The 25,925-nt window shown below is 57.9% G+C and carries 23 protein-coding genes; 8 read left to right on the top strand and 15 right to left on the bottom strand.

Annotated features, from left to right (window positions below; all coding sequences use genetic code 11):
• Positions 1–44: 44 nt before the first annotated feature.
• From rseP to rpsB, 8 genes are all read right to left on the bottom strand, one after another.
• Positions 45–1,394 (bottom strand): RIP metalloprotease RseP, encoded by a 1,350-nt coding sequence (gene rseP / locus KZO34_RS15670; protein ID WP_219477774.1) that lies wholly within the window; start codon positions 1,392–1,394, stop codon positions 45–47.
• A gap of 47 nt (positions 1,395–1,441) precedes the next feature.
• Positions 1,442–2,626, bottom strand: coding sequence for a 1-deoxy-D-xylulose-5-phosphate reductoisomerase (ispC, locus tag KZO34_RS15665; protein WP_219477773.1), 1,185 nt, complete (start codon positions 2,624–2,626; stop codon positions 1,442–1,444).
• Between the two features lie 2 nt (positions 2,627–2,628).
• Complete coding sequence (locus KZO34_RS15660; protein ID WP_219477772.1) at positions 2,629–3,468, bottom strand: phosphatidate cytidylyltransferase; 840 nt, start codon at positions 3,466–3,468, stop codon at positions 2,629–2,631.
• A gap of 22 nt (positions 3,469–3,490) precedes the next feature.
• Positions 3,491–4,261, bottom strand: a complete 771-nt coding sequence (gene uppS / locus KZO34_RS15655; protein ID WP_219477771.1) for a polyprenyl diphosphate synthase — start codon at positions 4,259–4,261, stop codon at positions 3,491–3,493.
• 65 nt (positions 4,262–4,326) lie between these two features.
• Positions 4,327–4,884 carry a ribosome recycling factor gene (frr, locus tag KZO34_RS15650; protein ID WP_219477770.1) on the bottom strand — a complete coding sequence of 186 codons (558 nt, stop codon included), beginning with the start codon at positions 4,882–4,884 and terminating at the stop codon, positions 4,327–4,329.
• A 74-nt stretch (positions 4,885–4,958) separates the two neighbouring features.
• Entirely contained in the window at positions 4,959–5,687 is a 729-nt protein-coding gene (pyrH, locus tag KZO34_RS15645; protein WP_008170379.1) for a UMP kinase, read from the bottom strand.
• A gap of 182 nt (positions 5,688–5,869) precedes the next feature.
• Positions 5,870–6,739 (bottom strand): translation elongation factor Ts, encoded by an 870-nt coding sequence (gene tsf / locus KZO34_RS15640; protein ID WP_219477769.1) that lies wholly within the window; start codon positions 6,737–6,739, stop codon positions 5,870–5,872.
• A gap of 91 nt (positions 6,740–6,830) precedes the next feature.
• Positions 6,831–7,583: a 30S ribosomal protein S2 gene (gene rpsB / locus KZO34_RS15635; protein WP_219477768.1), complete on the bottom strand. Its 753-nt coding sequence runs from the start codon at positions 7,581–7,583 to the stop codon at positions 6,831–6,833.
• Positions 7,584–7,834: 251 nt separating this feature from the next.
• Here rpsB and map point away from each other — a divergent pair, with 251 nt between their 5' ends.
• From map to dapE, 6 genes are read left to right on the top strand one after another with little or no spacing between them, the layout of a single operon-like run.
• Positions 7,835–8,605, top strand: a complete 771-nt coding sequence (gene map, locus KZO34_RS15630) for a type I methionyl aminopeptidase (RefSeq protein WP_219477767.1) — start codon at positions 7,835–7,837, stop codon at positions 8,603–8,605.
• Positions 8,606–11,251 carry a [protein-PII] uridylyltransferase gene (locus KZO34_RS15625; protein ID WP_219477766.1) on the top strand — a complete coding sequence of 882 codons (2,646 nt, stop codon included), beginning with the start codon at positions 8,606–8,608 and terminating at the stop codon, positions 11,249–11,251.
• Positions 11,248–12,450 carry a succinyldiaminopimelate transaminase gene (dapC, locus tag KZO34_RS15620; RefSeq protein WP_219477765.1) on the top strand — a complete coding sequence of 401 codons (1,203 nt, stop codon included), beginning with the start codon at positions 11,248–11,250 and terminating at the stop codon, positions 12,448–12,450. Before KZO34_RS15625 ends, dapC begins: the two co-directional genes overlap by 4 nt.
• Positions 12,447–12,794, top strand: coding sequence for an ArsC family reductase (locus KZO34_RS15615; RefSeq protein ID WP_219477764.1), 348 nt, complete (start codon positions 12,447–12,449; stop codon positions 12,792–12,794). The genes dapC and KZO34_RS15615 overlap by 4 nt, the downstream gene beginning before the upstream one ends.
• A 30-nt stretch (positions 12,795–12,824) precedes the next feature.
• Positions 12,825–13,853, top strand: a complete 1,029-nt coding sequence (dapD, locus tag KZO34_RS15610; protein WP_219477763.1) for a 2,3,4,5-tetrahydropyridine-2,6-dicarboxylate N-succinyltransferase — start codon at positions 12,825–12,827, stop codon at positions 13,851–13,853.
• The gene (gene dapE / locus KZO34_RS15605) at positions 13,840–14,976 is read left to right on the top strand and encodes a succinyl-diaminopimelate desuccinylase (RefSeq protein ID WP_219477762.1); all 1,137 of its coding nucleotides are present in this window, start codon (positions 13,840–13,842) and stop codon (positions 14,974–14,976) included. The genes dapD and dapE overlap by 14 nt, the downstream gene beginning before the upstream one ends.
• 22 nt (positions 14,977–14,998) lie before the next feature.
• Here the strand turns inward: dapE and KZO34_RS15600 are convergent, their stop codons facing one another.
• Positions 14,999–15,217: a SlyX family protein gene (locus KZO34_RS15600; protein ID WP_219477761.1), complete on the bottom strand. Its 219-nt coding sequence runs from the start codon at positions 15,215–15,217 to the stop codon at positions 14,999–15,001.
• A gap of 227 nt (positions 15,218–15,444) precedes the next feature.
• Between KZO34_RS15600 and KZO34_RS18810 the strand changes: the two genes are divergently transcribed.
• Complete coding sequence (locus tag KZO34_RS18810) at positions 15,445–15,978, top strand: cold-shock protein (RefSeq protein WP_308318831.1); 534 nt, start codon at positions 15,445–15,447, stop codon at positions 15,976–15,978.
• A 45-nt stretch (positions 15,979–16,023) separates the two neighbouring features.
• Here KZO34_RS18810 and KZO34_RS15590 read toward each other — a convergent pair whose 3' ends face one another.
• From KZO34_RS15590 to gloA, 3 genes are read right to left on the bottom strand one after another with little or no spacing between them, the layout of a single operon-like run.
• Positions 16,024–16,398, bottom strand: a complete 375-nt coding sequence (locus KZO34_RS15590) for a hypothetical protein (protein WP_219477760.1) — start codon at positions 16,396–16,398, stop codon at positions 16,024–16,026.
• Positions 16,370–17,773, bottom strand: coding sequence for a hypothetical protein (locus tag KZO34_RS15585; RefSeq protein WP_219477759.1), 1,404 nt, complete (start codon positions 17,771–17,773; stop codon positions 16,370–16,372). Before KZO34_RS15585 ends, KZO34_RS15590 begins: the two co-directional genes overlap by 29 nt.
• A 57-nt stretch (positions 17,774–17,830) precedes the next feature.
• Positions 17,831–18,271 (bottom strand): lactoylglutathione lyase, encoded by a 441-nt coding sequence (gloA, locus tag KZO34_RS15580; protein WP_219477758.1) that lies wholly within the window; start codon positions 18,269–18,271, stop codon positions 17,831–17,833.
• 80 nt (positions 18,272–18,351) lie between these two features.
• Here gloA and KZO34_RS15575 point away from each other — a divergent pair, with 80 nt between their 5' ends.
• Entirely contained in the window at positions 18,352–19,251 is a 900-nt protein-coding gene (locus tag KZO34_RS15575; RefSeq protein ID WP_219477757.1) for a DUF1853 family protein, read from the top strand.
• Positions 19,252–19,267: 16 nt separating this feature from the next.
• Here the strand turns inward: KZO34_RS15575 and KZO34_RS15570 are convergent, their stop codons facing one another.
• Genes KZO34_RS15570 through KZO34_RS15560 form a run of 3 tightly spaced genes read right to left on the bottom strand, consistent with a single transcriptional unit; the run spans position 19,268 to position 25,814 of the window.
• The gene (locus KZO34_RS15570) at positions 19,268–20,341 is read right to left on the bottom strand and encodes a hypothetical protein (RefSeq protein WP_219477756.1); all 1,074 of its coding nucleotides are present in this window, start codon (positions 20,339–20,341) and stop codon (positions 19,268–19,270) included.
• Complete coding sequence (locus KZO34_RS15565; RefSeq protein ID WP_219477755.1) at positions 20,338–23,697, bottom strand: toxin VasX; 3,360 nt, start codon at positions 23,695–23,697, stop codon at positions 20,338–20,340. The genes KZO34_RS15570 and KZO34_RS15565 overlap by 4 nt, the downstream gene beginning before the upstream one ends.
• On the bottom strand, positions 23,697–25,814 hold the full coding sequence (locus KZO34_RS15560; protein WP_219477754.1) for a type VI secretion system Vgr family protein: 2,118 nt from the start codon (positions 25,812–25,814) through the stop codon (positions 23,697–23,699). The genes KZO34_RS15565 and KZO34_RS15560 overlap by 1 nt, the downstream gene beginning before the upstream one ends.
• Between the last annotated feature and the right edge of the window lie 111 nt (positions 25,815–25,925).

Genomic DNA, 25,925 nt, shown 5'->3' with positions numbered 1-25,925 from the left:
TCAAATATTTCGCCTGGTTAATGCGCGTAAGGAGCTCGCAATTCTCACAACCGCATCAGGTCGTTGTAAAGAGCAAACACCATTAATGTGAGAATCAGTGTCATACCAATTCGTAACCCTAGGGCCTGGGCCTCTTCGGACAGCGGCTTCCCGCGGATGGCTTCAATGGTGTAATAAACAATATGGCCACCATCGAGAACGGGCACGGGCAACAGGTTAAGGACACCAAGACTGATACTGAGATAGGCCAGGAACCGGACAAAGTCCTCGAATCCCGAGCTAACGCTGGCTTCGGCGACCCTGGCAATCGTAATCGGACCGCTAAGATTTGTCGGTGACAGCAAACCGGTAACCATCTTCTTGATGGCCACCAGCGTCAAACGGGTATCGGCCCAGGTTTCGTTGACCGCATTGGGAATGGCGGCCAACGGCCCATAGCTTACTTCCCGCAACACTTCATCGGGCCAGGACACCGGTTGCACACCGGCGCCCAGGAAGCCGATGGTTTCCCCCTCTTCCGCGGCTTTCGCCTCGGGAGTCACCTCGATTGTGCGCTCGCCGCCCTCACGCTTGATCGTCAACGCCAGAGTCTGCTGGGGAGAGCTGCGAATGAAGTCTACCAGATCAAACCAGTTCCCGATCGGTTCGCCGTCCACCGCCAGCACCTGATCCCCCGGTTGCAAACCTGCCTGCTGCGCACGTCCACCGTCGGAGATCTCTCCAAGAACCGGCGGAATGTCCGGGCGCCAGGGTGTAATGCCGAACTGACCGAGGGGATTTGGGGATTCATCGCTCAGACGCCAGCCACCGAGTTCACCGGTAATGGTTCCACGCACACCGTTATCCGTCACCTCGATGGCGATTTCGCCGCGCTCACCGGCACGCTCCAGCAAGCGCATGTTAACGTCCCGCCAGGACGTCACGCGGTGACCATCGACGGCGTGCAGTTCCATGCCCTCCTGAAGCCCCATACGTTCAGCTACGGTATCCGGGGCGACGTCACCAACGATCGGCGCGACCGCGGTAACGCCAACGATGCCGAGCAGCCAGTAGGCAAAGAGCGCGAAGATAAAGTTGGCCACCGGCCCCGCGGCAGCAATGGCAATGCGCTTGGAGGGCGGTTTGGAAGTGAATGCCTGATCCTTCAGCTCCTCGGGAACCGGTCCCTCCCGGGCATCCAGCATTTTGACATAGCCACCCAGAGGGATTGCCGCGACGGCAAACTCCGTCCCATGACGGTCATACCAGGAAAACAGTGGCTTGCCGAACCCTACTGAGAACCGGAGTACTTTGACGCCGCAGCGACGGGCAACCCAGAAATGGCCATACTCATGAAGCGTTACGAGGATGCCCAGTGTCAGCGCAAGCGCCAGAATGGTTTCGATTATCTGCATAGCATTCCCGGTTGATGGCTAGGGCAAGACAGAAACAGCTCGGAATTTCAGACAGTTAACAAGCCAATCTGTTCCCGCGCGCGCTGCCTGGCCTCGGAATCCTTGGCGAATATGGTTTCAAAACTGTCCGCGGGAGCCACTGCCGTGGCGGCCAGCGTCCGCTCTATGATAACGGGGATATCGGCAAAACACAGGTTACCAGCCAGAAAGGCTGAGACTGCTTCCTCGTTCGCGGCATTAAGAACCGCGGGGGCGGTACCGCCAGCATCAAACGCCTCAGCCGCCAGCCTCAGACATGGAAAACGAACCAGGTCCGGCCGTTCAAAATGAAAACGGCCAATGGAAAACAGATCCAGCGGCGCCACCCCGGCATCGATTCGCTCGGGCCAGGCCAGGCCATTTGCGATCGGCGTCCTCATATCCGGGCTGCCCAACTGGGCAAGCACGGAACCGTCCACGTATTCGACCATCGAGTGGATAATACTCTCCGGGTGGACGTGGACTTCGATCGCCTCGGGCGTGGTATTGAACAGCCAACAGGCCTCAATCAGTTCCAGCCCCTTGTTCATGAGCGTGGCTGAATCCACGGAAATTTTCTGCCCCATCGACCAGTTGGGGTGGGCGCAGGCCTGTTCCGGAGAGACCGCTCGCAACGCCTCGGCGCTGTGCTCCCGGAAGGGACCGCCCGATGCCGTTAATAGAATTCGGGAAATGCCGGCGCCCTCGGGGTCCCGGATCCGGTCAGGAGGAATGCACTGAAAAATTGCATTGTGCTCCGAGTCAATTGGCAGTAGCTCCGCGCCGGCTTCCGCCACCGCATCCATGAACAGCTTGCCGGACATCACGAGCGCTTCCTTGTTTGCCAGCAACACCCTTTTGCCGGCCTGCGCGGCAGCAAGCGTGGGAGGCAGACCGGCGGCGCCAACAATCGCCGCCATTACCGTGTCTGCCTCGGCTACCGAGGCAACCTCGCACAACCCTTCAGAGCCACTGAGTACCCGGATGGCAGGAAGGTCGGACAAAAGCTCGGCCAGCTCCCTTGCTGCCTGCGGGTCCGCCATAACAGCCACCTTGGGCCGGAACTCCCGACACAGCACCGCAAGCTCCCGGGCGCGGGTGCCTGCGGTCAAGGCGTACACTGAAAAACGGTCCGGATGACGCCGGATAACATCCAGGGTGCTCAGGCCAATGGAGCCCGTTGCCCCCAGGATTGTCAGGCTGCGCGTTACCATGGTTACCATTGCCCGGCGGTGAGCCAGCCGAGTTGTGTGATGATCAGGGCAAACACCGGAATAGCCACTGTCAGGCTATCGATCCGATCCATGATCCCCCCGTGACCCGGCAACAACTGGCTGCTGTCTTTGATCCCCCGAAACCGCTTGAGCATGCTCTCCAGCAGATCTCCCAGCACAGAGACCAAACCCGTAGCCAGACTGGCAAGGACCAGAAAAATCGTTTCGGAGCTGTCAGCCGAGGCCATCAGACTAACCACAATGGCAAAGACGCCCACCGCGACCAGACCGCCCCAAACCCCCGCCCAGGATTTGCCCGGACTGACCCGTGGCGCCAGCTTGGCCTTACCGAAGGCGCGCCCGGCAAAATAGGCACCGATATCGGCAACCCAGACAGTACAGAATACGTAGAGGATCGCCCAGAGACTGTTGGTGACAGCACCAAAGTCAAGACTGCCTGTCCTCAGGTGGTTCAGCCCCACCCAGGCCGGCACAAGCACCAATAAACCCATGACTGCCCGCACCGGCACACTGCCCCAGCGCGAAGAGCCCTCGGGATAACTGCGAACCATGAGAAAACAGACCGACCACCACACCAGGGCCAGCCAGAGCACGGCAACGGCCGGCACATTGAGCAGGCCAAACAGGACCGCCGCGGTTACGGCCGCATAGAGCGCTCGCCCGACCTGCCCTTCAATACCGGACATGTTGGCCCACTCCCAGGCACCCAGTGTAATGATGGCGCCGGTGAACAGGGCAAAACCCAGTGGCGGCAGAAAAAAGATGCCGCCGATGGCAATCGGAGCCAGGATCAGAGCGGTAATGATTCGGGTTTTTAACACAGTGACGGTCGCTATGGTTTCATTATTGTTGTGATGCCTTGGCAGCGATCTGGTCGTCGGTCTGGCCAAACCGGCGTTGACGCCCAGCGTATGCCTGCAGTGCCTTGCGCATCTCGTCGGCTTTGAAGTCCGGCCAGAAAACCGGTGAGAAATACAGCTCAGTGTAGGCCAGATGCCAGAGCATGAAATTGCTGATTCGCTGCTCACCGGCGGTCCGGATCATCAGGTCCGGCATCGGCAGATCTCCGATGCTCAGATGCTGCTGTATAAGGTCATCGGTGATATCCGAGGGCTCGATCTGACCGGCCCGCACCTTGGCGGCAACCTGTCGGCTTGCCTGAGCAATGTCCCAGTGGCCGCCGTAATTTGCCGCGATTACCAGCGTCATACGGGTATTGTGCTGGGTCAGCTCTTCCGCCTCTTTCATGTGCTGCTGCAGGACAGAGCTGAACGCGGTCCGATCACCGATGATCCGGAGCCGGATGTTGTTGCGGTGCAGCTTGCGAACTTCCCGTTCAAGCGCAAAGAGAAACAGCTTCATCAACGCTGACACTTCGTCTTGGGGGCGGCGCCAGTTTTCGCTGGAAAACGCAAACAGGGTGAGCACCTCGACACCTTCCCGACCGCAGGTTTCCACCACAGCCTTGACCGCATCCACACCAGCCTTGTGTCCGGCCACCCCGGTCAGACGGTGCTGTTTTGCCCACCGGTTGTTACCGTCCATGATGATCGCTACGTGCCGGGGACGCCTGTCAGCCGACACCGGAATCTCTGCGGATACCGTTCCCGTCATGAAATCCTCTGCTTGGCCGGGAACCAGTGCCCCGACCATCTTCGCTTACAGATCAACCCTGGCGATTAAACCGCCATCAGGTCCTCTTCTTTCGCCTTCAGCGCCTTCTCGACGTCCGCGATATACCGGTCGGTCAGCTTCTGGATCTCGTCCTCACCCTTACGCTCATCGTCTTCGGTGATTTCCTTATCCTTCAGCAGTTCCTTGATCATGCTGTTGGCATCACGGCGGGCATTACGGATAGAAACCCGGCCGTGCTCAGCATCGGCTTTCGCCTGCTTGACCATTTCCTTACGGGTTTCTTCCGTCAGCATCGGCATCGGCACACGGATCAGGTCGCCACTGGTGGCGGGGTTCAGCCCCAGATCGGAACTCATGATGGCTTTTTCAATGGTTGGAACCAGATTCTTTTCCCAGGGGGATACCGCCAGGGTGCGGTTGTCTTCAACGTTAATACTGGCGACCTGCTTCAGCGGTGTTTCCTGGCCATAGTAGTTAACCATTACGCTGTCCAGAATCGACGGGTGAGCCCGGCCCGTGCGAATTTTGTTAAACGCCCCGTGGAGAGCGTCCAGGCTCTTCTGCATTTTTTTCTCGGCTTCTGCTTTAATGTCGTTAATCACTTCAGCATCCTCAATTCGTTCGTCAAATCAGTCCGTGCGATGATTCCGGGGCTGCATCAGCCCCGAAAAGCCTGCTATTCGATCAGTGTACCTTCTTTTTCCCCGGTCACGATCCGGGTCAGCGCACCGGCGCGATTCATGTCGAAGACCCGCAGCGGCATACCGTGATCCCTCGCCAGACAGATGGCGGTCAAATCCATAACACCCAGCTTCTTGTCCAGGACTTCGTCATAGGTCAGGTAATCGTATTTCTCCGCCGAGCTGTCCAGATGCGGGTCAGCGGAATAGACACCATCGACTTTGGTCGCCTTGAGCACGGCATCTGCTTCAATTTCAATACCCCGGAGGCAGGCAGCGGAATCGGTCGTGAAGAAAGGGTTGCCCGTACCGGCACAGAAAATCACCACGTCGCCGTCTTTCAGGTCCCGAACTGCACGGCGTCGATCATAGTGCTCGACGATACCACTCATGGGAATGGCCGACATCACGCGGGTGCGGATGTTTGAGCGCTCCAGGGCATCACGCATGGCCAGACCGTTCATCACGGTCGCGAGCATTCCCATGTGATCGCCGGTTACGCGGTCCATGCCGGCCGCGTTCAGGGCGGCACCCCGGAACAGGTTACCGCCACCGATAACCAGGCCGACCTGAACACCGATGCCGATCAGGGCGCCAATCTCAAGGGCCATGCGATCAAGGACTTTGGGATCAATACCGAAATCGTGCTCCCCCATCAGGGCCTCGCCACTGAGCTTGAGCAGAACACGCTTGTATCTGGGCTGGGTTTTCGATGATGTCGGCATGGTGATCCCCTTTTCGTCTGTTGGCTGCTGTCCGGCGTAACACGCGTCGCAGGCTTGTATCTGACATACTCCTCAGAAAAGGGGTATCTCAGATACAAGCCCGCCACGAAAGCCAGGCGTTCCTGACTAACGTGGCAGACTCAGATGGCACTGCGGCCGACGCCACAGTGCCGAAAGAAGGATCAGGCCTTGCTTGTGCCAGCTGCAGCAGCAACTTCGGCAGCAAAGTCCACTTCTTCTTTCTCGATGCCTTCACCCACTTCCAGGCGAACGAAACCGACCAGCTCGCCACCGGCGGACTTGATCAGTTCACCCACGGTCTGGTCCGGGTTCTTGACGAAAGGCTGCTCGACAAGGCTGTTTTCCTTGAGGAACTTCTTGATGCGGCCGCCCATCATCTTCTCGACGATTTCGGCAGGCTTGCCTTCCATATCCGGCTGGGCCTTGATGACTTCCTTCTCTTTCTCCAGCTCTTCAGCAGGCATGTCTTCCGGCTTGCCAACGCGCGGGTTCACCGCAGCGGCGTGCATGGCGATGTCGCGAGCCACTTCCGCATCACCTGCAGTCAGGGCGACAACAGAAGCGATCTTGTTGTTGCTGTGGACGTATCCACCAACAACCGGGCCTTCAACCTTCACGATGCGACGAACAGTGATGTTCTCGCCGATTTTCTGGACCAGCGCTTCGCGCTTGGCTTCCAGATCACCGTCCATCAGCTTGGCAACGTCGGTTTCGCCTTTTTCAAAGGCAACGCCGAGGACATCGTTAGCGAATGCCATGAAATTGTCATCACGGGCAACAAAGTCGGTTTCTGAGTTCACTTCCAGAATGTAGGCAACCGTGTTGTCATCGGAGATCTTAATCAGAGACACGCCTTCAGCGGCGGTACGGCCAGCCTTCTTGGCGGCTTTCAGGCCGGAAGACTTGCGCAGCTCTTCGATTGCGGCGTCTACACTGCCATCAGCCTCTACCAGTGCTTTCTTGCACTCCATCATGCCAAGGCCAGTACGTTCACGCAGCTCTTTGACCATTGCAGCGGTAATTGCAGCCATGTTCAATCCTCTCAACTATTCCGAATTCGGTAGGACGTATGCCCGAAACGCGTCCGGGCATACATTTCATCTCAAACGTGAAGCTGACGCGTCACTCGGCGGCCGGGGCGGCGCCTGCAGCGTCTTCGCTGACTTCAACAAACTCGTCAGCGCCTGCACCGGCAGACTGGGCTGCTTCGACACAGGTATCGGCAACGGCCTTCACGTAGATCTGGATCGCACGGATGGCGTCATCGTTGCCCGGAATCACGTAATCAACGCCGTCCGGATCACTATTGGTATCGACCACACCGATCACAGGAATGCCCAGCTTGTTGGCTTCCTTGATGGCGATACGCTCGTGGTCAACGTCAATGACGAACATGGCGTCAGGAAGGCCGCCCATGTCCTTGATACCGCCAATGGAACGCTCAAGACGGTCCATCTCACGGGTCCGGTCCAGGGCTTCTTTCTTGGTCAGCTTGTCAAAGGTGCCATCTTTGCTCTGGGCTTCCAGATCGCGGTAGCGACGGATGGACTGACGGATAGTCTTGTAGTTGGTCAGCATGCCACCGAGCCAGCGATGGTTAACGAACGGCTGGCCAGCGCGCTCTGCTTCTTCCTTGACGATCTTGGCCGCTGCACGCTTGGTGCCAACGAACAGGATCTTGTTCTTGTTCTCTGCCAGCTGCTGAATGAAGTTCAGCGCATCGTTCATGGCAGGAACAGTCTGCTCAAGGTTGATGATATGAATCTTGTTACGGGCGCCGAAGATGAACTTCGACATTTTCGGGTTCCAGTAGCGGGTCTGGTGACCGAAGTGAGCACCTGCCTTCAGCAGGTCACGCATATTTACCTGAGCCATGATATTTACCTTTTAGCTTCGGGTTAGTCCTCCACGCGTCCGATTGCCCCAACCCGCCTTCATAAAGCTGAAGGGAGGCACCCTGGGACAACGTGCCGACACGTGTGCGAATTTGCCGGATTCGTTTCCGGCGGGCGCGTTTATACCATAAATCGCTCCGCAAACGCCATTATTTTTACCACCACCCTTCCTTGTACCCAGCCACTCAGCCCCTTAAAATGCCGGTTTGGTACAAATCAATGGGAAGCCCGATGCAAGTATCGATCAAGACTCCGGAAGAAATCGAAAAAATGCGCGTCGCCGGCCGCCTGGCCGCCGAGGTGCTCGAGATGATTGGCGAACATATCAAGCCCGGCATCAGCACCGAGGAGATCGACCGCATCTGCCACGACTATATTGTGAACGAGCAGAAAGCCATTCCTGCGCCCCTGAACTACAAGGGTTTCCCGAAGTCGGTCTGCACCTCCGTCAACCATGTCATCTGCCACGGCATCCCGTCGGAGAAGAAGGTCCTCAAGGACGGCGACATCCTCAACATTGATGTCACGGTCATCAAGGACGAATACCACGGCGACACCAGCAAGATGTGGATCGTAGGCAAACCAAAGCCGGGCACAGAACGGCTGATCGACATCACCCAGGAATGCCTATATAAAGGTATCGAACTGGTCAAGCCCGGCACTCGCCTCGGAGACATCGGTCACGTTATTCAGCAGCACGCCGAAAAACACCGGTACTCGGTTGTCCGCGACTACTGCGGCCACGGCATCGGCAAGGTCTTCCATGAAGAGCCCCAGGTGATGCACTACGGTAAGCCCGGAACCGGCATGGAGCTGCAGGAAGGCATGACCTTTACCATCGAGCCCATGATCAACCAGGGCAAATACCAGACCAAACTGCTGCCGGACGGTTGGACCGTCGTGACCAAGGACCACAAGCTGTCGGCCCAGTGGGAGCACACCATCCTCGTCACCGCGGATGGTCACGAAGTTCTGACCAAACGATCGGAAGAGTCCTTCTAAGTGGACCTGAGCGAACTGGAATCCCGCATCAGCAATGACACCTCGCCAGTTCTGGCTGCCAGGGAGCTTTTACGGGAACGGTATAACGCCGATGCCGAGGCCTTCCGCCAGGGCGCCGATGTCCGCGCCCTGGTTCACGCCCGGGCCAGTACCGTCGACAACGTTCTTCGACTGATCTGGAACCGCTACCCGTTCGCCGACTCGCCCGACATTGCCCTGATTGCCGTGGGTGGCTACGGCCGGGGGGAACTGCACCCACACTCAGACATTGACTTGCTGATTCTGACCCGGTCTGGAATCGAGGAAAGCTGGCACGAAGACCTGGGCGCCTTCGTCACTCTGCTCTGGGACCTGAAACTGGATATCGGCCACAGCGTACGCAGCATCGACGAAAGCCTGGCAGCCGCCCGGGATGACATCACCATCCTTACCAACGTTCTGGAAACCCGCACCATTGCCGGCCCGGACGAACTCCGGGAAGAACTCAGCGAACAGGTTTATTCCGACAACGTCAGCAGTGACCGCGACTACTTCATCGCCAAGCGGGAAGAGCAGAAGGCACGCCATAACAAATACGGCGACACCGAATACAATCTGGAACCGAACGTCAAAGGGTCACCCGGGGCGCTCAGAGACATCCAGACCATTGGCTGGATCACCAAGCGGCATTTCGGCCTCCAGAACATCGCCGACCTGACCCGGTTCAGTATTCTCACGGAAGAAGAGCATCAGATCCTCTTCCAGGGCGAGACGTTCCTCTGGCAACTTCGCTACGGCCTGCAACTGCTGGCCGATCGCAACGAAAACCGCCTGCTGTTTGACCATCAGCGCGCCCTCGCCCAGATGCTGGGATACAAGGACGAAGGCAAACGCCTTGGCGTTGAGCTGATGATGCAGTCCTATTACCGAACCGTGTTGGCCCTGGCCGAGCTCACGGACGTGATTCTTCAATACTACGATGAAGCGATTCTGGGCTCCGGCACCGAAGACGACATCCAGCCCCTGAACAAACGATTCCAGATTCGCAACCGCTATATTGAAGCGGTGAACAATCAGGTGTTCGCCTACGCCCCCTACGCCATTATGGAAATCTTTGTTCTGATGGCGCAGCACCCGGACATCAAGGGCATTCGCGCGACCACGATCCGGTCCCTGCGAGCCCACCGGCACCTGGTTGACGACGCGTTTCGCTCCGACCTCGCAGTGACCACGCTGTTCATGGAACTGCTCCGAACTCCGCACGCCCTCGACCAGACCCTGTCCGCGATGAAGAAGTACAACGTGCTGGGGCGGTACTTGCCGGAATTCGGACAGATTATCGGCCAGATGCAGCACGATCTGTTCCACATCTACACCGTGGACGCCCACACCATGCGGGTGATCCGCAATATGGCCAGGCTCAACAGCACCGAAGCGCGCACCGAATATCCACTGGCATCCCGACTGATTCACCGACTGCCAAAACTGGAGACCCTGTACATTGCGGGCCTGTATCACGATGTTGCCAAGGGCCGCGGCGGCGATCACTCGGAGCTGGGAGCGGTTGATGCCGAAGCCTTCTGCGAACGGCACCATTTGAGTGAACGGGATACCAAACTGGTGTCCTGGCTGGTGGAAAACCACCTCCTGATGTCCATGACCGCGCAGCGCAAGGACATCTCGGACCCCGACATCATCCACAACTTCGCCCAGGCGGTGCCCAGTCAGGCTCACCTCGATTATCTGTATGTGTTGACGGTCTGCGATATCAGCGCTACCAACCCCAAGCTCTGGAACACCTGGCGCGCGTCTTTGCTGCGTCAGCTTTATATTGAAGCGAAACGCGCCCTGCGGCGCGGTACCGAAACGCCGGTGAACCGCAACGAGTGGGTCAGCGCCACGCAATCGGAAGCGCGGGAAATCCTGCACGCGCAGAATATGACCGACGAACAGATTGATCGCATCTGGGACACGGTCGACGAGGATTACTTCCTGCAGGATTCCACGGTTGATATTGCCTGGCAGACGGCGGCCATCATCCGCCACGGGAATAACCCGGACCCTCTGGTGCTGATTCGCGATACCCGGGGCGGCCCCACGGACGGCTACTCCCAGATCATCATTTACATGAAAGACCGGGTTGCGCTGTTCGCCGCCACGACGGCGGTGCTGGAACAACTGAACCTCAACATCGTGGATGCCCGGATCAGCTCGAGCGAAGGCCCCTATTCCATCAGCTCCTATGTGGTGCTCGATGAAAAAGGCCAACCGCTCGGTACCGACCCGGCTCGAAAGGAACGCGTGCGCAAGCGCCTGATCGAGGAACTGGATGACCCCGATGACTATCCGGATATCATCCACCGCCGCACGCCACGGCAGCTGAAACATTTTGCCTTTCCGACGGAAGTCACCTTCTCCAACGACACCGTGAATCAACGCTCGGTCATGGAAGTCATCACACCTGACCGGCCGGGTCTGCTCGCAAGAATCGGACAGGTTCTGCTCGACCACCGGGTGCGCCTGACCAATGCCAAGATCGCCACCCTCGGCGAACGGGTCGAGGACGTTTTCTTCGTGACCGACGAACGGGGCGAGCCCCTGCGTGACCCGGCCGTGTGCCACGAACTGCAGCAAGACCTCTGTAAAATGCTGGACGACATTCAATGAATCCAAACCTGGACCGACTCCACCCCTACCCTTTTGAAAAACTGACCAAGCTGAAAGCCGGCATCAAAACGCCCGACCATCTGCGGCCAATTTCACTGGGTATCGGGGAGCCCAAGCACCCCTCACCGGAATTCGTCAAGCAGGTCATCGCCAACAACCTCGACCGGCTGGCCAACTACCCGACCACCAAAGGCACCGACGAGCTCCGCGAGGCCATCAGCGACTGGGCCACTCGTCGCTTCGGGCTGGTGCCCGGCTCCCTCAGTGCCGCCGACAATGTTGTTCCGGTAAACGGAACCCGGGAAGCTATTTTCTCGCTGGTCCAGGCGGTTGTCGCGGGCGGAGAAACCGCGACCGTGGTGAGCCCGAATCCGTTTTATCAGGTGTACGAGGGCGCGGCTTTCCTCGCCGGTGCGACACCGGTTTACCTGCCCTGCGACGGCGCCAACGGATTCATTCCGGATTTTGAGGCAGTTCCTGACTCGGTCTGGCAGGACTGCCAGATTCTGTTCCTGTGCTCTCCCGGCAACCCAAGCGGTGCCGTGATTCCCCGGAAAACCCTGATCAAGGTGATCGAGCTGGCTGACCGGCACGACTTCATCGTCGCGTCGGATGAATGTTATTCGGAACTGTATCCGGATGAGGCCAACCCGCCGGAAGGACTACTTCAGACTTGCGCAGCTATCGGGCGCGACGACTTTGCCCGCTGCATCGTTTTTCACAGCCTGTCCAAACGCAGCAACCTTCCCGGGCTACGTTCCGGTTTTGTCGCCGGCGATGCGGGCATTCTGAAAGGCTACCTGAAATACCGGACCTATCACGGCTGCGCCATGCCGATTCACAACCAGCTCGCCAGCATCGCGGCCTGGCAGGATGAGGATCACGTCAAGGAAAACCGGGCCGCCTACCGCGCCAAATTCGAGGCCGTGGTGCCAATTCTTCGCGAAGTCATGGAGGTCGAGTATCCGGATGCCGGCTTCTACCTCTGGCCAGTCACACCGATGGACGATGAAACCTTCGCCCGGGAACTGTCGGCGCAACAGAATGTACACGTGCTGCCTGGCCGCTACCTTTCCCGAACCGTGGACGGCCACAACCCCGGTGAGTACCGGGTTCGCATGGCACTGGTCGCTCCGCTGGAAGAGTGTGTGGAAGCGGCGGAACGGATCGTTGAATTTGTAAAGGCAAACAAGGCATGAAGCTATACGGCATCAGGAACTGCGACACCGTCAAAAAGGCCCGCAAGTGGCTGGATGAACAGGGCATCGACTACGAGTTCCACGACTTCAAGAAGGACGGCCTGGATGAGGCCCAATTGAGTCGCTGGGAAGCGACGATTGGCTGGGAGAGCCTGCTGAACCGCCGCGGCACCACCTGGCGCAAACTTCCCGATGACGTTCGTGATACCATTGGCGCCCAATCCGCCCACGACATCATGCTGGAAAACCCGTCGATCATTAAACGACCGGTGGTGGAGCATGGCAACACGGTTTCCGTCGGCTTCAAGGCCGACGACTGGGCCAAACAGTTTTCAAACGCTTAAGTCTGACGAATATAAAGGAGCAACCACCTGATGAGTTTCGCATTCGGTATCGGTATCGGCACCCAGAACAACCAGGGCGAATGGCTGGAAGTGTTTTACCAGCAGCCGGTGATGACACCCGATAATACCCTGATGGAAGTTGTCCAGAACGCGCTCGACTACAAGGGTGGCAATCAGGCCATCAGCGCCACGACGGAGCAGCTTAGCCAGCTCTCCAAGGCACTGCGTCAGGCCGGTCAGACAGAACAGGCAGTACTGGCGGAGAAAGCATCAACGAGCACCCGCCCGGTCGTGGTAACCATTCTTGGAACCGACGACACGGCCTCCAGCACCCCCGAGGTCTACCTCAAACTGCACCTGATCTCCCATCGCATGGCCAAACCCCATGGCCTTAAGCTGGATGGCATCTTTGGTCTGCTGCCGAACCTCGCGTGGACCAGCGAAGGCGCAATCGATCTTGGCGAACTCCCGGACCGCCAGCTGCAGGCCCGTATCGAGGGTCGCACCCTGGAAGTGAAGTCCGTCGACAAGTTCCCGCAGATGACTGACTACGTGGTTCCAAAAGGCGTTCGCATTGCCGACACGGCACGGGTTCGTCTTGGTGCCTATGTTGGCGAAGGTACCACCGTGATGCACGAAGGCTTTATCAACTTCAATGCCGGTACCGAAGGCACCAGCATGATTGAAGGCCGCATTTCCGCCGGCGTGATGGTCGGTAAAGGGTCTGACCTTGGCGGCGGCTGCTCCACCATGGGCACCCTGTCCGGTGGCGGCAATATCATTATAGCCGTGGGCGAGAACTGCCTGATTGGGGCCAACGCCGGTATCGGCATCCCGCTGGGAGACCGCTGCAAGGTTGAGGCTGGCCTGTACATCACCGCCGGTACCAAGGTCGCCCTGCTCGATGACAACAATGAGTTGGTGGAAATCATCAAGGCCCGCGACCTCGCCAATCAGCCGGACCTGCTGTTCCGTCGCAACAGCCAGACCGGCGCGGTGGAGTGCAAAACCAACAAGTCTTCCATCGAGCTGAACGAAGAGCTGCATGCAAACAACTGAGTCGAAAACCCTTGAACTGGCCGTTGACCTGATTCGCCGGCAATCCGTTACGCCAGAGGATGCCGGCTGCCAGGACCTGATGATGTCCCGGCTGGCACACCTGGGCTTTACCGGCGAAAATCTTCGCTTCGGTGACACCGACAATCTCTGGGCCCGCAAGGGATCAGAGGGTCCGGTACTGGCCTTTGCGGGCCACACCGACGTGGTTCCGACCGGGCCGGAAAAGAACTGGGGCCACCCCCCGTTCGATCCGGTCATCAAGGACGGCTACCTCTACGGTCGGGGCGCGGCGGACATGAAAGGCAGCCTCGCCGCCTTCGTCACCGCCTGCGAGCGGTTCGTCGAGGCTTACCCGGACCACCGTGGCTCAATCGCCCTCCTGATCACCAGCGACGAAGAGGGCCCGGCCAAGGACGGCACCGTGAAAGTCGTCGAAACCCTGGAAGCCCGGAACGAGAAGATCGACTGGTGTCTGATTGGCGAACCGTCCAGCACCAACGAGGTCGGGGATGTCATCAAGAACGGTCGACGGGGTTCCCTGCACGGTTACCTGACGGTCCACGGTGTCCAGGGCCACGTGGCCTATCCGCATCTGGCGGAGAACCCGGTACATACCGTGGCACCGGCACTGGACGACCTGGCAAGGGAGTTCTGGGATAGTGGCAATGACTTTTTCCCACCCACCACCTTCCAGATCACCAAAATGGAAGCCGGCACGGGCAGCAACATCATCCCCGGTGAGTGCCTGGTGCATTTCAACTTCCGGTATTGCACCGAAAATACCGCGGAGAGCCTTGAAGAGCGGGTGGTCGCGATTCTGGACCGGCATGGCCTGAAATACGATCTGCAGTGGCACCTGAGTGGCCGCCCATTCCTCACCGATCGGGGTGCACTGGTTTCTGCAAGCCAGGATGCGATCCGGACCGTCACCGGGCGGGAGACCGAGCTCTCAACTTCAGGCGGCACGTCCGACGGGCGTTTCATTGCCCCTACCGGCGCCCAGGTCGTCGAACTTGGCCCCATCAATGCCACCATCCACAAAGTGGACGAGTGCGTGAAGGCCGAAGATCTGAATACGCTCTCCAGGATCTACGAACAGATCCTCATCGAGCTGCTGGCCTGAGCCCGGGGTTTCCGGGCCAGGATCAATAGTGGGGAGGCGGTGTTTCGTCCTCCTCACTTTTGATGTTAGATGGAGACACCTCTTTTAGCTGCTTATGCAGCAACTGCTTGGCCTCCCACAATTCCCGGAGTTCCAATTCCTGCTTCGCCACCTGCTCACTCAGGGTGTTGATAATGTCATCCTGAAACGCCATTCGCGTTTCCAGTTCATCGAGTCGTGTTTCCAGATCTTTCTGGCTCATGTGGCTACTAAAACTCCCAAAGATGGATTCTTCTCGATTGTGTCTGTCGGCAAACCGCTACCCCATCTCCTTGGTCAGCGATTGGGATAATCTGGTATCATGCCGCTTTTGCCCGCCAGCGCTCCCGGAATCAGGAAGTTCGGCGGTTTTCATCGACCGGGTGTGCGATTTTACCCGATATCCGGTTTTTTATCGTTAGCGTTACAAGAATGGAGAAATCTCAGTCAATGCGTAATCCAGCCAAAGCGATCCTTGTTGCTATCCTGATCGCCATTCCCGCTCCACTGATACTGGCCCTTTTGCTCTCTTTTACCCCGGAACCTCTTCGCCTGATCGCCGCCGGTGAGCTTGTCGAAGCACTTGGCAGCAACCGGGGCATCGCAGCGTACATCGTCGCCTTCGTTATCTTCGGTATTGCGGGCTTCCTGACCATCGCCATCGCTGGCAAGCAACAGGCTACCAAACGCACCGCATCACGTGGTGCCCGTTCCCAGCCGAGCCAGGGCTACCAGGACGATGAAGACGACAACTACGACGAAAACAGCCCGGAAGGTGACGAAGAAGGCACAGTGAAGTGGTTCAACGTCAAGAAAGGCTTTGGCTTCATTGTTCGCGACAGCGGCGACGAGGTGTTCGTGCACTTCCGCGCCATTCGAGGCCGTGGTCGTCGGGTACTCCGTCAAGGCCAACTGGTTCGCTTCAATGTCGTGGAAGCCGACAAGGGTCTGCAGGCAGACAACGTTTCAATCCTGAGCGATTGATCCTGCCCTGATCCTGATAAAAAAGGCAGCCCTTGGGCTGCCTTTTTAGTTCCAGACGACCTGCTGCTCGCCCCGGTGGTCCAGTCGCCACCACTTTTCATCTTCGACCGGCTCCCCTTCTTTCCAGTCACCAGGACTGCAACGGATCTCGGTATCCATGGCACGCCAGGCGCTACGCGCACAGTCCAGATCGGTATTCCACGGCAGGTTTTCGCCTTCCATCACCAGGCACGTAAAACGCTTTCCGAACGCGCCCGGGTAGAGCGATATCTTCAAGCGCTGACCCGCGCAAGAGGCATCGCCTTTCACCACTGACGTCACCTGGCTGTCGTCGAGCACCAGTTTATCCAGGTGACTGTCCAGCCACTTTGAAACCGCGCCCTCTTCGAGGTCACGAATGTAAATTTCCAGATCCTGCACCCGCTGAATCTCCATCCTGATGATCACAATGCAGCACATAGTGAACCGGGCCGCTGCGCGCTGCAACCCAACGTTCGAGTTCACGTCGCAGATCCGCGATTGAAAGTCGTCTCAATGTGCCGGCAGCCTTGCGCTCATGCCATGAGACTTCTAACGCCGCTCGCTGAAGCTGCAATTCCGCAAGAGACTCGTCCATTCCCTCCCGGGGCTCTGAACGTGCCACAGCTACCAGATTTTGGCGGTGCAAGGTATCAGTCTGACCAGAAAACGACACCGACTCCAGCGGACCACGCCGGGCAAAGAGGTCCAGCCGCGCAGTAGCGCGCTCGACCCATTCCAGCATGCCACCCGGACTACAGACGCAGTGGCTCCGACGCGTCGCTGCAAAACGAATGACGGCAAGCGGAAGCTCGATACTCCAGCGTTTCTCAATGGCGGCCTGATGGGCCGTGAGAATCGCTTCGCGCTGCACTTCACTGGAACCGGGCATATCAAAGACGTCCAGAAAGCGACCCAGCTTCTGGTCCAGGCGCGGCTCTCCAAGCCCTTTTGACTCGGGCCCAAGCAACACGATCGGACCTTTCCAGTTCGCGACCAGCTCAGCGGCGAGACTCGCCGGCTGGTTCATCAGGAATTCAAGGTCAGACGGCGGCATGTTGTCCAGCACCAATACCGGCCAGAGCGTGTTTCCCCGCCCTTCGCCAGCCGGGAGTACGGGCAGATCACTCGCCAGAATATCGGCCTCACGGCGTAGATCGAGTTCCAGATACTCCCTTTCCAGCGCTGCCAACATCACCTGGAGCCAACTGGATTTCCCCGAACCCCGTTCACCGCGCACCCAGAGTAGAGCGTTCGACGATGCGGCAACCGTGATGGCGACATCTTCAGCTAATGCCATCCACTCCGGATCGGTTACCACCAGGGGCAAATTACCAGGGCTTTCGAGGCCCTTCGGAAGGCCGTCGGTGGTGACACCAGGCCAGTGGGAAACCAATTCCAGAACTGCCACGTAGGCTTTGTCACCCAAGCGCTCCATGCCGGTCGCAAGCACTTTCAACAACGGACTCCAGCCCAACCAGGGAGCCTCACAGATCTCTCTGGACCGCGCGAGCCAGTCAATTAACTGGGATGACAGCAGATCTTCTCCGCCGACTTCTGTCACTATGGGCTGCTCGCATTGAATCGTCCGAACAAGCTCATCAATATCTATCCCACAGCTGCGAAGAAACCGGGGTATATCCGGACAGGTGTCCAGAAGGGCAAGCAAAAAATCCTCGACGGTGATAACCGTACCACCGCGCTCACTGACACTCTCTTTCGCCTGCACCAGCGCCGCCTGGCACTCGGGCGCCAGGCATCCTTGCCAATCGTCCATAACACTCTCCATGTCTATATTGCGCATCATCCTGATGCTCGGACCTTCACTGCTTGATTACCAGCTACCGGTGTTTTCCATGCTGGCCCAGGGTTCCTTCGGGGGTAGCGACTCACCTTTTTGCAGAAGCTCGATTGAAATATTGTCCGGAGTTCGGACAAAGGCCATGTGCCCGTCTCTGGGCGGCCGGTTAATGGTGACCCCGTTGGCCTGCAGGCGCTCACACAGTGCGTAGATGTCGTCCACACGATAGGCCAGATGCCCGAAATTACGCCCGCCATCGTACTCTTCGGGATCCCAGTTGTAGGTCAGCTCAATCATGGGGGCCTTTTCTTCCCGGGCACGATCCTCGTCTTCGGGTGTCGCCAGAAAGACCAGTGTAAACCGGCCCTTTTCGCTGCTCTTCCTGCTGATTTCCTTCATTCCCAGAAGGTCACAAAAGAAATGCAACGTCTCGTCAAGGTTGCTCACTCGAATCATGGTGTGGAGGTATTGCATGTCGATTCCTTATTGAATGCGATTGGTCATGAGCGATGAATCGCCCTTACCTTGCGGACAGTTTACGGTATTCTGAAGCCATGGATGTACGTAACCCCAACAACACCCTGCTTGAATTCCGGCACCCGGCCGTGCGGCACCTCGCGTGGTTGTGCTCTGCGCCCCAGTTAATCGATGCGCCATTCACCTTCGAGCCCGCCCGCTACCTTCGTGCCGACTATATGGAGAACCTCAGGGCATGGGATCGCACACCCGAGGCTGCGCCAGCCCTGCTGGGACAACCTCCCCAGCGACGCCTTGGTTTCTATTTTGAGCGACTCTATCAAGTGCTTCTATCCGACCTTCTGGGCTGGAACATTCTTCTCAAGAACGCCCAGATACAATCTAACGGGCACACCCTCGGAGAGCTCGATTTTATCGTTCACAACACAACCGATGATCGGATCGAACACCACGAAGTTGCCATCAAGTACTATCTCGGTGTTCCCGGTTCCGACGGTGAGGCGCTCTGGTATGGCCCGAACGCAAAGGACCGCCTGGATATCAAAAGCGACAGGCTGATCAACCATCAAAGCCAACGCACGCATCAACCCGAGACACTCGAACTGCTGTCGAGTCATGGCATCACCGGTCCGCTCACTGCCAGAATATTCATGCCCGGTTATCTGTTCTATCCTTTGTGCCGCGACGTGGCCCCGCCCGCCATGACTCCGCCGAATCACCTTCGGGGTTGGTGGGCATACGCCCATGAGCTGACGCAAACCGATACCTCCACCTGGGTGCAATTGCGCAAACCCCACTGGGTCGGTCCCTGGTACCAGCCTGAAGCCCCTGCGGCGGAAGAGTCCACGCAAGCCTTGGCCCGGATCAACGAGGACAGGATTCCACGCCTGTTTTCAGAACTCAGACACGAGCCTAGTGCCGAGACCTGGCTTGAGCGCCGAAGAATATTCGTAGTGCCGTCATCATGGCCCAAGTAGATCCTGCCATAGGGTGTTAAATAGGCCAGGCGGTTGACGGACGCTTTTCCCGGTATTCCGCCATCGACACTTTGCCCAGTTTCGGCGTCAACCGGCACTGGCGCTGGCCCCAAGGGAAATTACGCTGCTTCTTCAGCAATTCAGCTCCATCATTTTGTCGCCAGCTCGCCAGATCCAGGTCCCTCCAATACCGGGGATTTCGGCCCGTTTTTTTATCGCTTTCCAGTGTAATTGGGTCGAGGTGCCGAAAGGGTTCGAAGCGGGGAACATCCGGCAGAGGTTCGCTGACATCCATGAAGCGTTGCAACATGTCCCACAAGGCCAGAACTTCATTTTTCTGGGCCTCAATATTGCTCAGGGACGTCTTGTTGAAGGTCTTTTGGGTGTAGCGATGCACCAACATTAACCGGTAGAAAATTCCCCCATGCTGGATTATTCGTTCCACATAGGCATCGAACTCGATGAATGGGGCCTCGAAAATTCGACTACGCCCCAGCCCAAGACGAACTTGCCCGGTGACGCGATTGAATTCGCTGTAACCGTCATCCATCGCATTATCCAGCCTGTTATTCAGAGATTTCTCAAAGGGCTTAAGGAAAAAGCCAATGCCGGTACTCATCAACCAATTCGTCGTGTAGGGAGTCGCCCAGATTGCAAAGGCGATCCATCCAAAGGAAAAGACCAGCACAAACGCGGCAACCAGCAACGCGGGAAGTTTGCGTAGGGGTTCAAACTCGTCCAGCCCCCAAATCATTAGCCCAGGTCCACCGAGCCACAACAAGAGAATCCAGGCAAACGGGACGACAAGCATCAGAGCCTTCAAACCCTGTTTACCGTTCAAGAAGCCGATTCGTTGGTGAGTCCACCACCAGTCCCTACTCTTGAATTCGGGGTCCTCCTGTTCGTGGCTCTGGACAACCTCAATATCCTCGACGGTCCTGTAGTAGGGATTCACGTCTGCATAGGCACCAACCTGCTGTAGCTCATCTCCCATCCGGGAACGTTTCTGGCAGCTTTCGGGGAGTGGTTCAATATTAGTGCCGATGTATGCGGTTCCTGCAAACTCTGACACTCCCTGTCTTTTGTTCATACTTCTACCTCTGTGAAGAACCAGTACGGAGATGCTGGCTGGGAAAAGGGATCCAGTGCTGATATCTCCTTGGCAGGAGGAATTCCATGACGAGATAACTCGAACGGCTCGTAGTGCTTGTAAACGGGACCGGGAAACACCATTGGCCCCAGTTCAGTATCGATAACAGCCTGCAGTCCCACTCTCAGTCTTGTTGAAACCGTTTCCTGGTATCCCCAACTTTCGTACTGCGTGTCCTGAAGGTCCCTTTTTACCAGAAAGCGAACAGCGGACCTGTGTGGAAGCGATTGTCTTGCCACAACTTTCCGTAAGGGCGTTGAGTTTCTGAACTGGATACTCCGGACGGCTCCTGCCGCACCGTAGGTCTCCATCGTCGACGATGCATATGCTACTTCCTGTACCACCAGATTGAAGGGCTTCTCTGGCAAAGCCGGACTTTGGTCACGGTAAAGCTGAAAACGGCTGGCGAAAGCAGTGTCAATGGTCACCACGTAGTCCTCGGGAACCGGTGGATGGTCGGGATTAATCAGAGCAAGATCCGGGTCGATATCTGCGTAGCTCTGGACACTAACGGAAATCGGTGCCAGCAAAGCGAGCAATTGACTGTAATAGGCTTTATGACCCTTTGTTCCCGCCGACTCCTCTGGATAGATTCCCCAGGGTCCACGTTTCAGCAGCTGTTCGAAGTGATCATCGGTACTGCTGGCAGCGTATAGCCCTCCTCCAATTATCATCCCCATGCCCAAAACTGCCCAGCCCCAGCCAGGGATAGCCAGTAATGACGCCATCACAGGGTGAGCCAGAAAGATCATTCCTCCAGTCAGAGCAACAGCGTGCCCAGTTGCGGCATCAAAATCCTTATCCGCGAGGCTTAATCGCATTTCCCAGTAGCTCAAGCCCACTCCGAGCGCACCAGCCATGAAGCTTGCCAAACTGACCGTTCGAACCAGGGTTTGGGCCCCAAGACGCTGCAAACGTGTACCGATAAAGAGCCAGTTCTTGACATCGAAGAGAGGCCTTACAGCGAGTCGATAAGCCCTGGGACCCCCTGCTTTCGAGGAGCCCATTTCGCCAAGTACCTGGCTGAGTTTGAGTGACGCTGCGGTTAGATCGACGGAGGCACCCGACACCTTCGAAGCCATCAGGGGCCACTTTTCATCGTCGGAATTCAACCCGTCCATCAAAGTCCGAAATTCCACGAAAACATTAAACGCCGCCAGCACCACCAGGCCTCGGGATACGGCAGGCCCGTCCACACTGGCACTTACCCGCTTCGCGAAATCGACTTTTATCAGGCTCAGCTTGGCGGCCTCGGAGTGACCTGCAGGCGCGTAGAAAACCATGGCGGGGCCCGCCATCTTCTTTAGGGCTGTTTCCAGCTCATCGGATGCCCGGGCCGGACTGGTTGAGCCTTGCAGCTCACCATGACCGTCCACCAGATCGGCATAGAGATAGTCGTTTTTTCGGGTGAGCACACCCTCGGTTCGATCAAACTCGGTCAGTCCGCGCTGCAAGCCCTCACCCTGGACCCCGAGAATGGTGCCGCTGGAGTCGACTCCGCCACGGGAAACGATATCGATGCCCTCCAGATCAGGATCCGCAAGCACAAAGTTCGAAACCGCAGACTGCATCACACGCTGTATTTCAATCTGACGGACCGCGCCTTCCTCAATCAGACGCTTGCACACCGTCAAGACCGCGGTACTCCACTCCTCCAATGAGCGCGCGAAAAGTGCTCCCACTTTACCGCCGTCGGAAATGCCTTTGGCGATACTGCCAGTGTCGTCCTGACGGTCCTGAAGCTGCTTCTCCAGGTAAGCCAGAGACTGAAGGTTGAGCCGATCCAACTGATCTTCCGTGATTTCCGACCGGTCTTCAGCCAGTTTTTGAAGGCTCTGAAACTGTGATGGTGACGCTCCGCGATCGCCGATGTCTTCCACGGGTTGCGGTGCCCACGCCGTCAGAAATTCGCTGTCCATAACCCATTGTTTCAGGCTTACGAGAAGCGCCCCATCAGACGCCACGCCGTTTGCCCGCAATACACCAGGAATCTGCTGCAACACATTCAGTGTGTCTGCGATCAGCAAATACCCCTCGCAGATCGCCAGATCGGAACACGCTCGAAAATCGTCCAGCACCGCCGCCAGTGTTAAGCTTTGCATCAACGCCGTTAACTGCGCCACGTGACGATCAATGACCGCGACCGCAGACTGCTTTTCCCCTGTTTCAAGCACCTGATCAAGCTTCTCTCGGTCGATGACGTCCGCATACTTTTGCAAACGGTTCTCGCCATTCAGCACGAGCGGGTCGAAGACCGCCTGCCGGATCAGCATAGCGGAGTGAACCATCGGGTTTTGCTGGATAGACTCATCCACGGCGTCGAGATAATGCAATGCAAGGTGCAATCGGGCGAGAGAATTCCGCAGGCTGAACAGTGGATCCGGGATGGAAACGCAAACGAGGCCTTTCTGATCTCGAAGATCCGCGAGGCGATCTGTTTCAGGCTGAACGCTGAGCTCCATGCCATCCGTATCCTGGGTGTTCTCACGGGCAATGTGTTCCAGCTTTCGTTTCAAGCGGGTACAGAGCTCGTCTTCGCCCGGGGCTTCGAAGGCCGGTGAAAAATCGCTGGGGGTTTCAAGCATGAGTTCAATCCCCAGATCCCGGGACCGCAAGCCGTCCACATGTTTAATGTTTGCTGCGGGGTAGCCTTTTTCAAACGTAAGCTCGTCAACGGTGGCGGCCGGCCAAGCGTGATCGATGCCACTGGTCCGGGCACGCCGAGCGCCGTCGTCTGCCTCGAGACGACAAATATACTGCCAGTCCCATTGCACTTCGCTGTAGGCGATACGGACCTCATTGATGACCGCCTGCCCCTGAAGCAGCACCGGCACCAGGATATCTGACAGCCATTCGCCCTCGCTGTCCCTGCGGACGCTGCCCGTGTTTTCCGATTCATTCTGTGCGAGGCGCATGCTCGGCAGGTCGATATCACTCATCAAACCCGCGGGATCGATCTCTAGCTCCCGCCATAGGCTTGCTCCCCGGAATACGTACAAAAAACCCGGCCGCAACAGAGCTACCCCACGACCGGTATGGAAAGTGAGGCCTCCTGACAAAACGGGCAGGTTACTGACGATTTCCGCCAGCGGCTTTATCCGAAGCAATGTGTTTTCCTGATATTCTTCCCGTTCGACATTGGACCGTGCACGCGACAGCAAAGGCAGTTTGATAGTTCCGCCCGCTCGCTTGGCAACCGACAGAATCAAATCCCCCGGAGCGTCGTCGTCATACTCCGCACGCCGTCGGATCGAACGCTCAAGGCTTTCGTCGTCAAAGCTCAGGGTATTGCTCATTATTTTTCCCCCTCGGCCGGCGTTTTGGTCACGATAATGTCTTCGCTGGCCGAAGTGCCCCCGACCACGTCAACGATCAGTTCGCGCTTGGGTTTCGCATAGCCGCTGAATGCCAGGTATTCCGCTCCCGCGTTGGTTCTCTGGCCCACCTCAGCCGGATTTTGTGGGGCGGCAGAATTATCCCCATCATTGGCCAGGACTTCTGGCAGGTGGGGCCTTTCCATTCGAACGGGCGAACCATTCCCCGGCGCCCCGCCGGAGTTTATCTTGATACCGGGCCCACTCAGGGTTACGCCGCTGGCATCCAGCTTGATAAAGCTGCCTCCGCCGGTAATGGTGAGTTCCGACCCTGCTTCCAGAACGACTTTTTCACCGGCTCGGTGATGCACTTCCCGCCCTGCCTCGCTGGCAAAGACAATGCCGGTTTTTATGTGAAAGGTGTCCCCTATGACCTGATAACAGTTTGCTCCAACCGATTCGCGCGCCTCCCCATCGGTGGTGCCATGATCATCGCCCATGACGTGACTGCGGCTATCGTTTTCAACCGTCCGGTGGCAGTCATTTTTAACGATCGCGGTGCGGTTGTTTTCCGTAAGCAGGCCCAGATCCTTTTGCGCATGGATGTAGATCTGCTCCCTGTCCGCCTCGTCCTCAAAGCGCAGTTCGTTGCTGCCCTCACCCTTGTGGGTCTGGGTCTTCAGGGTGGTGCGGGTCTTGTGCTCCGGCAGTGCATACGGCAGCTGATTGGTGGCGTGATGGGTGCGCCCGGTGATGATCGGCTGGTCCGGGTCGCCATCCAGGAAGGAGACGATCACTTCGTGGCCGATTCTCGGCAGGGCCATGAAGCCATACTGGCCGCCCGCCCAGCCCTGGCTGACCCGCAGCCAGGCGCTGCTGTGTTCATCATTCCGGGAATAGCGATCCCACGGAAAACGGACCTTGACCCGGCCGTGTTCGTCGCAGTGAATTTCCTCGCCCTCGGGGCCGGTGACGAGGGCCATCTGGGGGCCGTCCATCAGGGGGCGGTGCTCACACCGTGGCCGCCAGGTCTTGTCCGCCGGAATGGCGCTGAAAGCGTTGTGGTAGGTGGTGGGTTCAGCCCCACCCTCCTCTGCCAGCGCCTGGGGCTGCTTGCCAATGTGGGTGACGGCGGTGAGCAGCCAGTCCCGGTTCAGTTCGGCGCTGTCGTGATCGGTCAGTGCCACCTTGGCACCGGCGGTGAACTCCGGTCGGTTGCTTTCGCCGTTGGCGGTGCTGGCGTCGTTTCTCAGCGCTTCGAGTCGGGCGTCGGTGAACGGTTGGCCGCTGGCGTCGGCCTTGAACCGGCCCGGGTAGTCGAAGTGCTGGTAGTCGTCCCGGTGCTTGGGGGCACTGGCGCCCCGCTCGTGCATCAGGGCGTAGGCCGGGTTTTTGAAGGTGTAATCCTTAAGGGCCACGGAGGCCGCTCTCACCCGTTCCTGATAGGTAAAACGGAAGACACAAGGCTGCCGAGCACTGCCACCGGCGGCGCTGTTGTAGCTCACGGAATCCAGTCGGGGCGCATCACCATGGTGATCGGCCAAAATCAGGGCTGGTAGTTCCGCGCCATCCACGTTGCCGTGCCGGTACCGGTAGTGCCAGCCCTCTTCGGCCGCCAGCCGTTCCACAAACGCCAGATCGCTCTCCCGGTGCTGGACACAGTATTCCCGCTCTGTCGGCGTGCGTTTGAGATCGAAGACGGTGTCCACAATGCCCCGCTCTTCCAGCAGGGTGCGCACGATGGCGTCGGTGCTCCGTGACTGGAAGATGCGGCTGTTGTGCATCAACCCCAGACGCCACAGCGGCGGCTGGACGACCAGTTCGTAGCGGGTGCGGCGATGGCCGGAGTCACCGCGGGCAAACTCACTGGCCACACCGGTGAAGCGCCGCAAGGGCGCACCATCCTGCCAGATCACCAGCTCCACCGGCTGTTCCAGCAGGTCTTCTGCACGAATGGACGGATCGGTACTGGCCAGCTGCAAGCGGCCATGAAACAGTTCGGAGAGGCTTTCGGTCAGCACAAAGCCAACTACGGCGAATACATCGGGGGGAAGTTCACCGACACGGGCGGTGAACTGCAATCCGTTTGCCTGGGGCATGTCTTCAGTCCTTGAAGAAAATGTGACGTCCTGGCTCGTCCTGAGCGAGCGGGCAATTATAACCACCGCAAAAACGAATGTAACCCCATTGACTTAGGCGAGGTTTCGGGA

This window comes from Marinobacter sp. F4206 (assembly GCF_019392195.1).
Taxonomy (GTDB): domain Bacteria; phylum Pseudomonadota; class Gammaproteobacteria; order Pseudomonadales; family Oleiphilaceae; genus Marinobacter.
This window is presented reverse-complemented; position numbering and strand designations above follow the sequence as displayed.

Coding starts and splice junctions, on each gene's coding strand:
- KZO34_RS18810 (WP_308318831.1), top strand. CDS start 15,445: ATGCGTAATCCAGCCAAAGCGATCCTTGTTGCTATCCTGATCGCCATT.
- dapD (WP_219477763.1), top strand. CDS start 12,825: ATGAGTTTCGCATTCGGTATCGGTATCGGCACCCAGAACAACCAGGGC.
- rseP (WP_219477774.1), bottom strand. CDS start 1,394: ATGCAGATAATCGAAACCATTCTGGCGCTTGCGCTGACACTGGGCATC.
- KZO34_RS15570 (WP_219477756.1), bottom strand. CDS start 20,341: ATGAACAAAAGACAGGGAGTGTCAGAGTTTGCAGGAACCGCATACATC.
- KZO34_RS15600 (WP_219477761.1), bottom strand. CDS start 15,217: ATGAGCCAGAAAGATCTGGAAACACGACTCGATGAACTGGAAACGCGA.
- map (WP_219477767.1), top strand. CDS start 7,835: ATGCAAGTATCGATCAAGACTCCGGAAGAAATCGAAAAAATGCGCGTC.
- pyrH (WP_008170379.1), bottom strand. CDS start 5,687: ATGCCGACATCATCGAAAACCCAGCCCAGATACAAGCGTGTTCTGCTC.
- KZO34_RS15560 (WP_219477754.1), bottom strand. CDS start 25,814: ATGCCCCAGGCAAACGGATTGCAGTTCACCGCCCGTGTCGGTGAACTT.
- dapE (WP_219477762.1), top strand. CDS start 13,840: ATGCAAACAACTGAGTCGAAAACCCTTGAACTGGCCGTTGACCTGATT.
- KZO34_RS15575 (WP_219477757.1), top strand. CDS start 18,352: ATGGATGTACGTAACCCCAACAACACCCTGCTTGAATTCCGGCACCCG.
- rpsB (WP_219477768.1), bottom strand. CDS start 7,583: ATGGCTCAGGTAAATATGCGTGACCTGCTGAAGGCAGGTGCTCACTTC.
- KZO34_RS15565 (WP_219477755.1), bottom strand. CDS start 23,697: ATGAGCAATACCCTGAGCTTTGACGACGAAAGCCTTGAGCGTTCGATC.
- KZO34_RS15615 (WP_219477764.1), top strand. CDS start 12,447: ATGAAGCTATACGGCATCAGGAACTGCGACACCGTCAAAAAGGCCCGC.
- KZO34_RS15585 (WP_219477759.1), bottom strand. CDS start 17,773: ATGGACGATTGGCAAGGATGCCTGGCGCCCGAGTGCCAGGCGGCGCTG.
- uppS (WP_219477771.1), bottom strand. CDS start 4,261: ATGACGGGAACGGTATCCGCAGAGATTCCGGTGTCGGCTGACAGGCGT.
- gloA (WP_219477758.1), bottom strand. CDS start 18,271: ATGCAATACCTCCACACCATGATTCGAGTGAGCAACCTTGACGAGACG.
- dapC (WP_219477765.1), top strand. CDS start 11,248: ATGAATCCAAACCTGGACCGACTCCACCCCTACCCTTTTGAAAAACTG.
- ispC (WP_219477773.1), bottom strand. CDS start 2,626: ATGGTAACGCGCAGCCTGACAATCCTGGGGGCAACGGGCTCCATTGGC.
- tsf (WP_219477769.1), bottom strand. CDS start 6,739: ATGGCTGCAATTACCGCTGCAATGGTCAAAGAGCTGCGTGAACGTACT.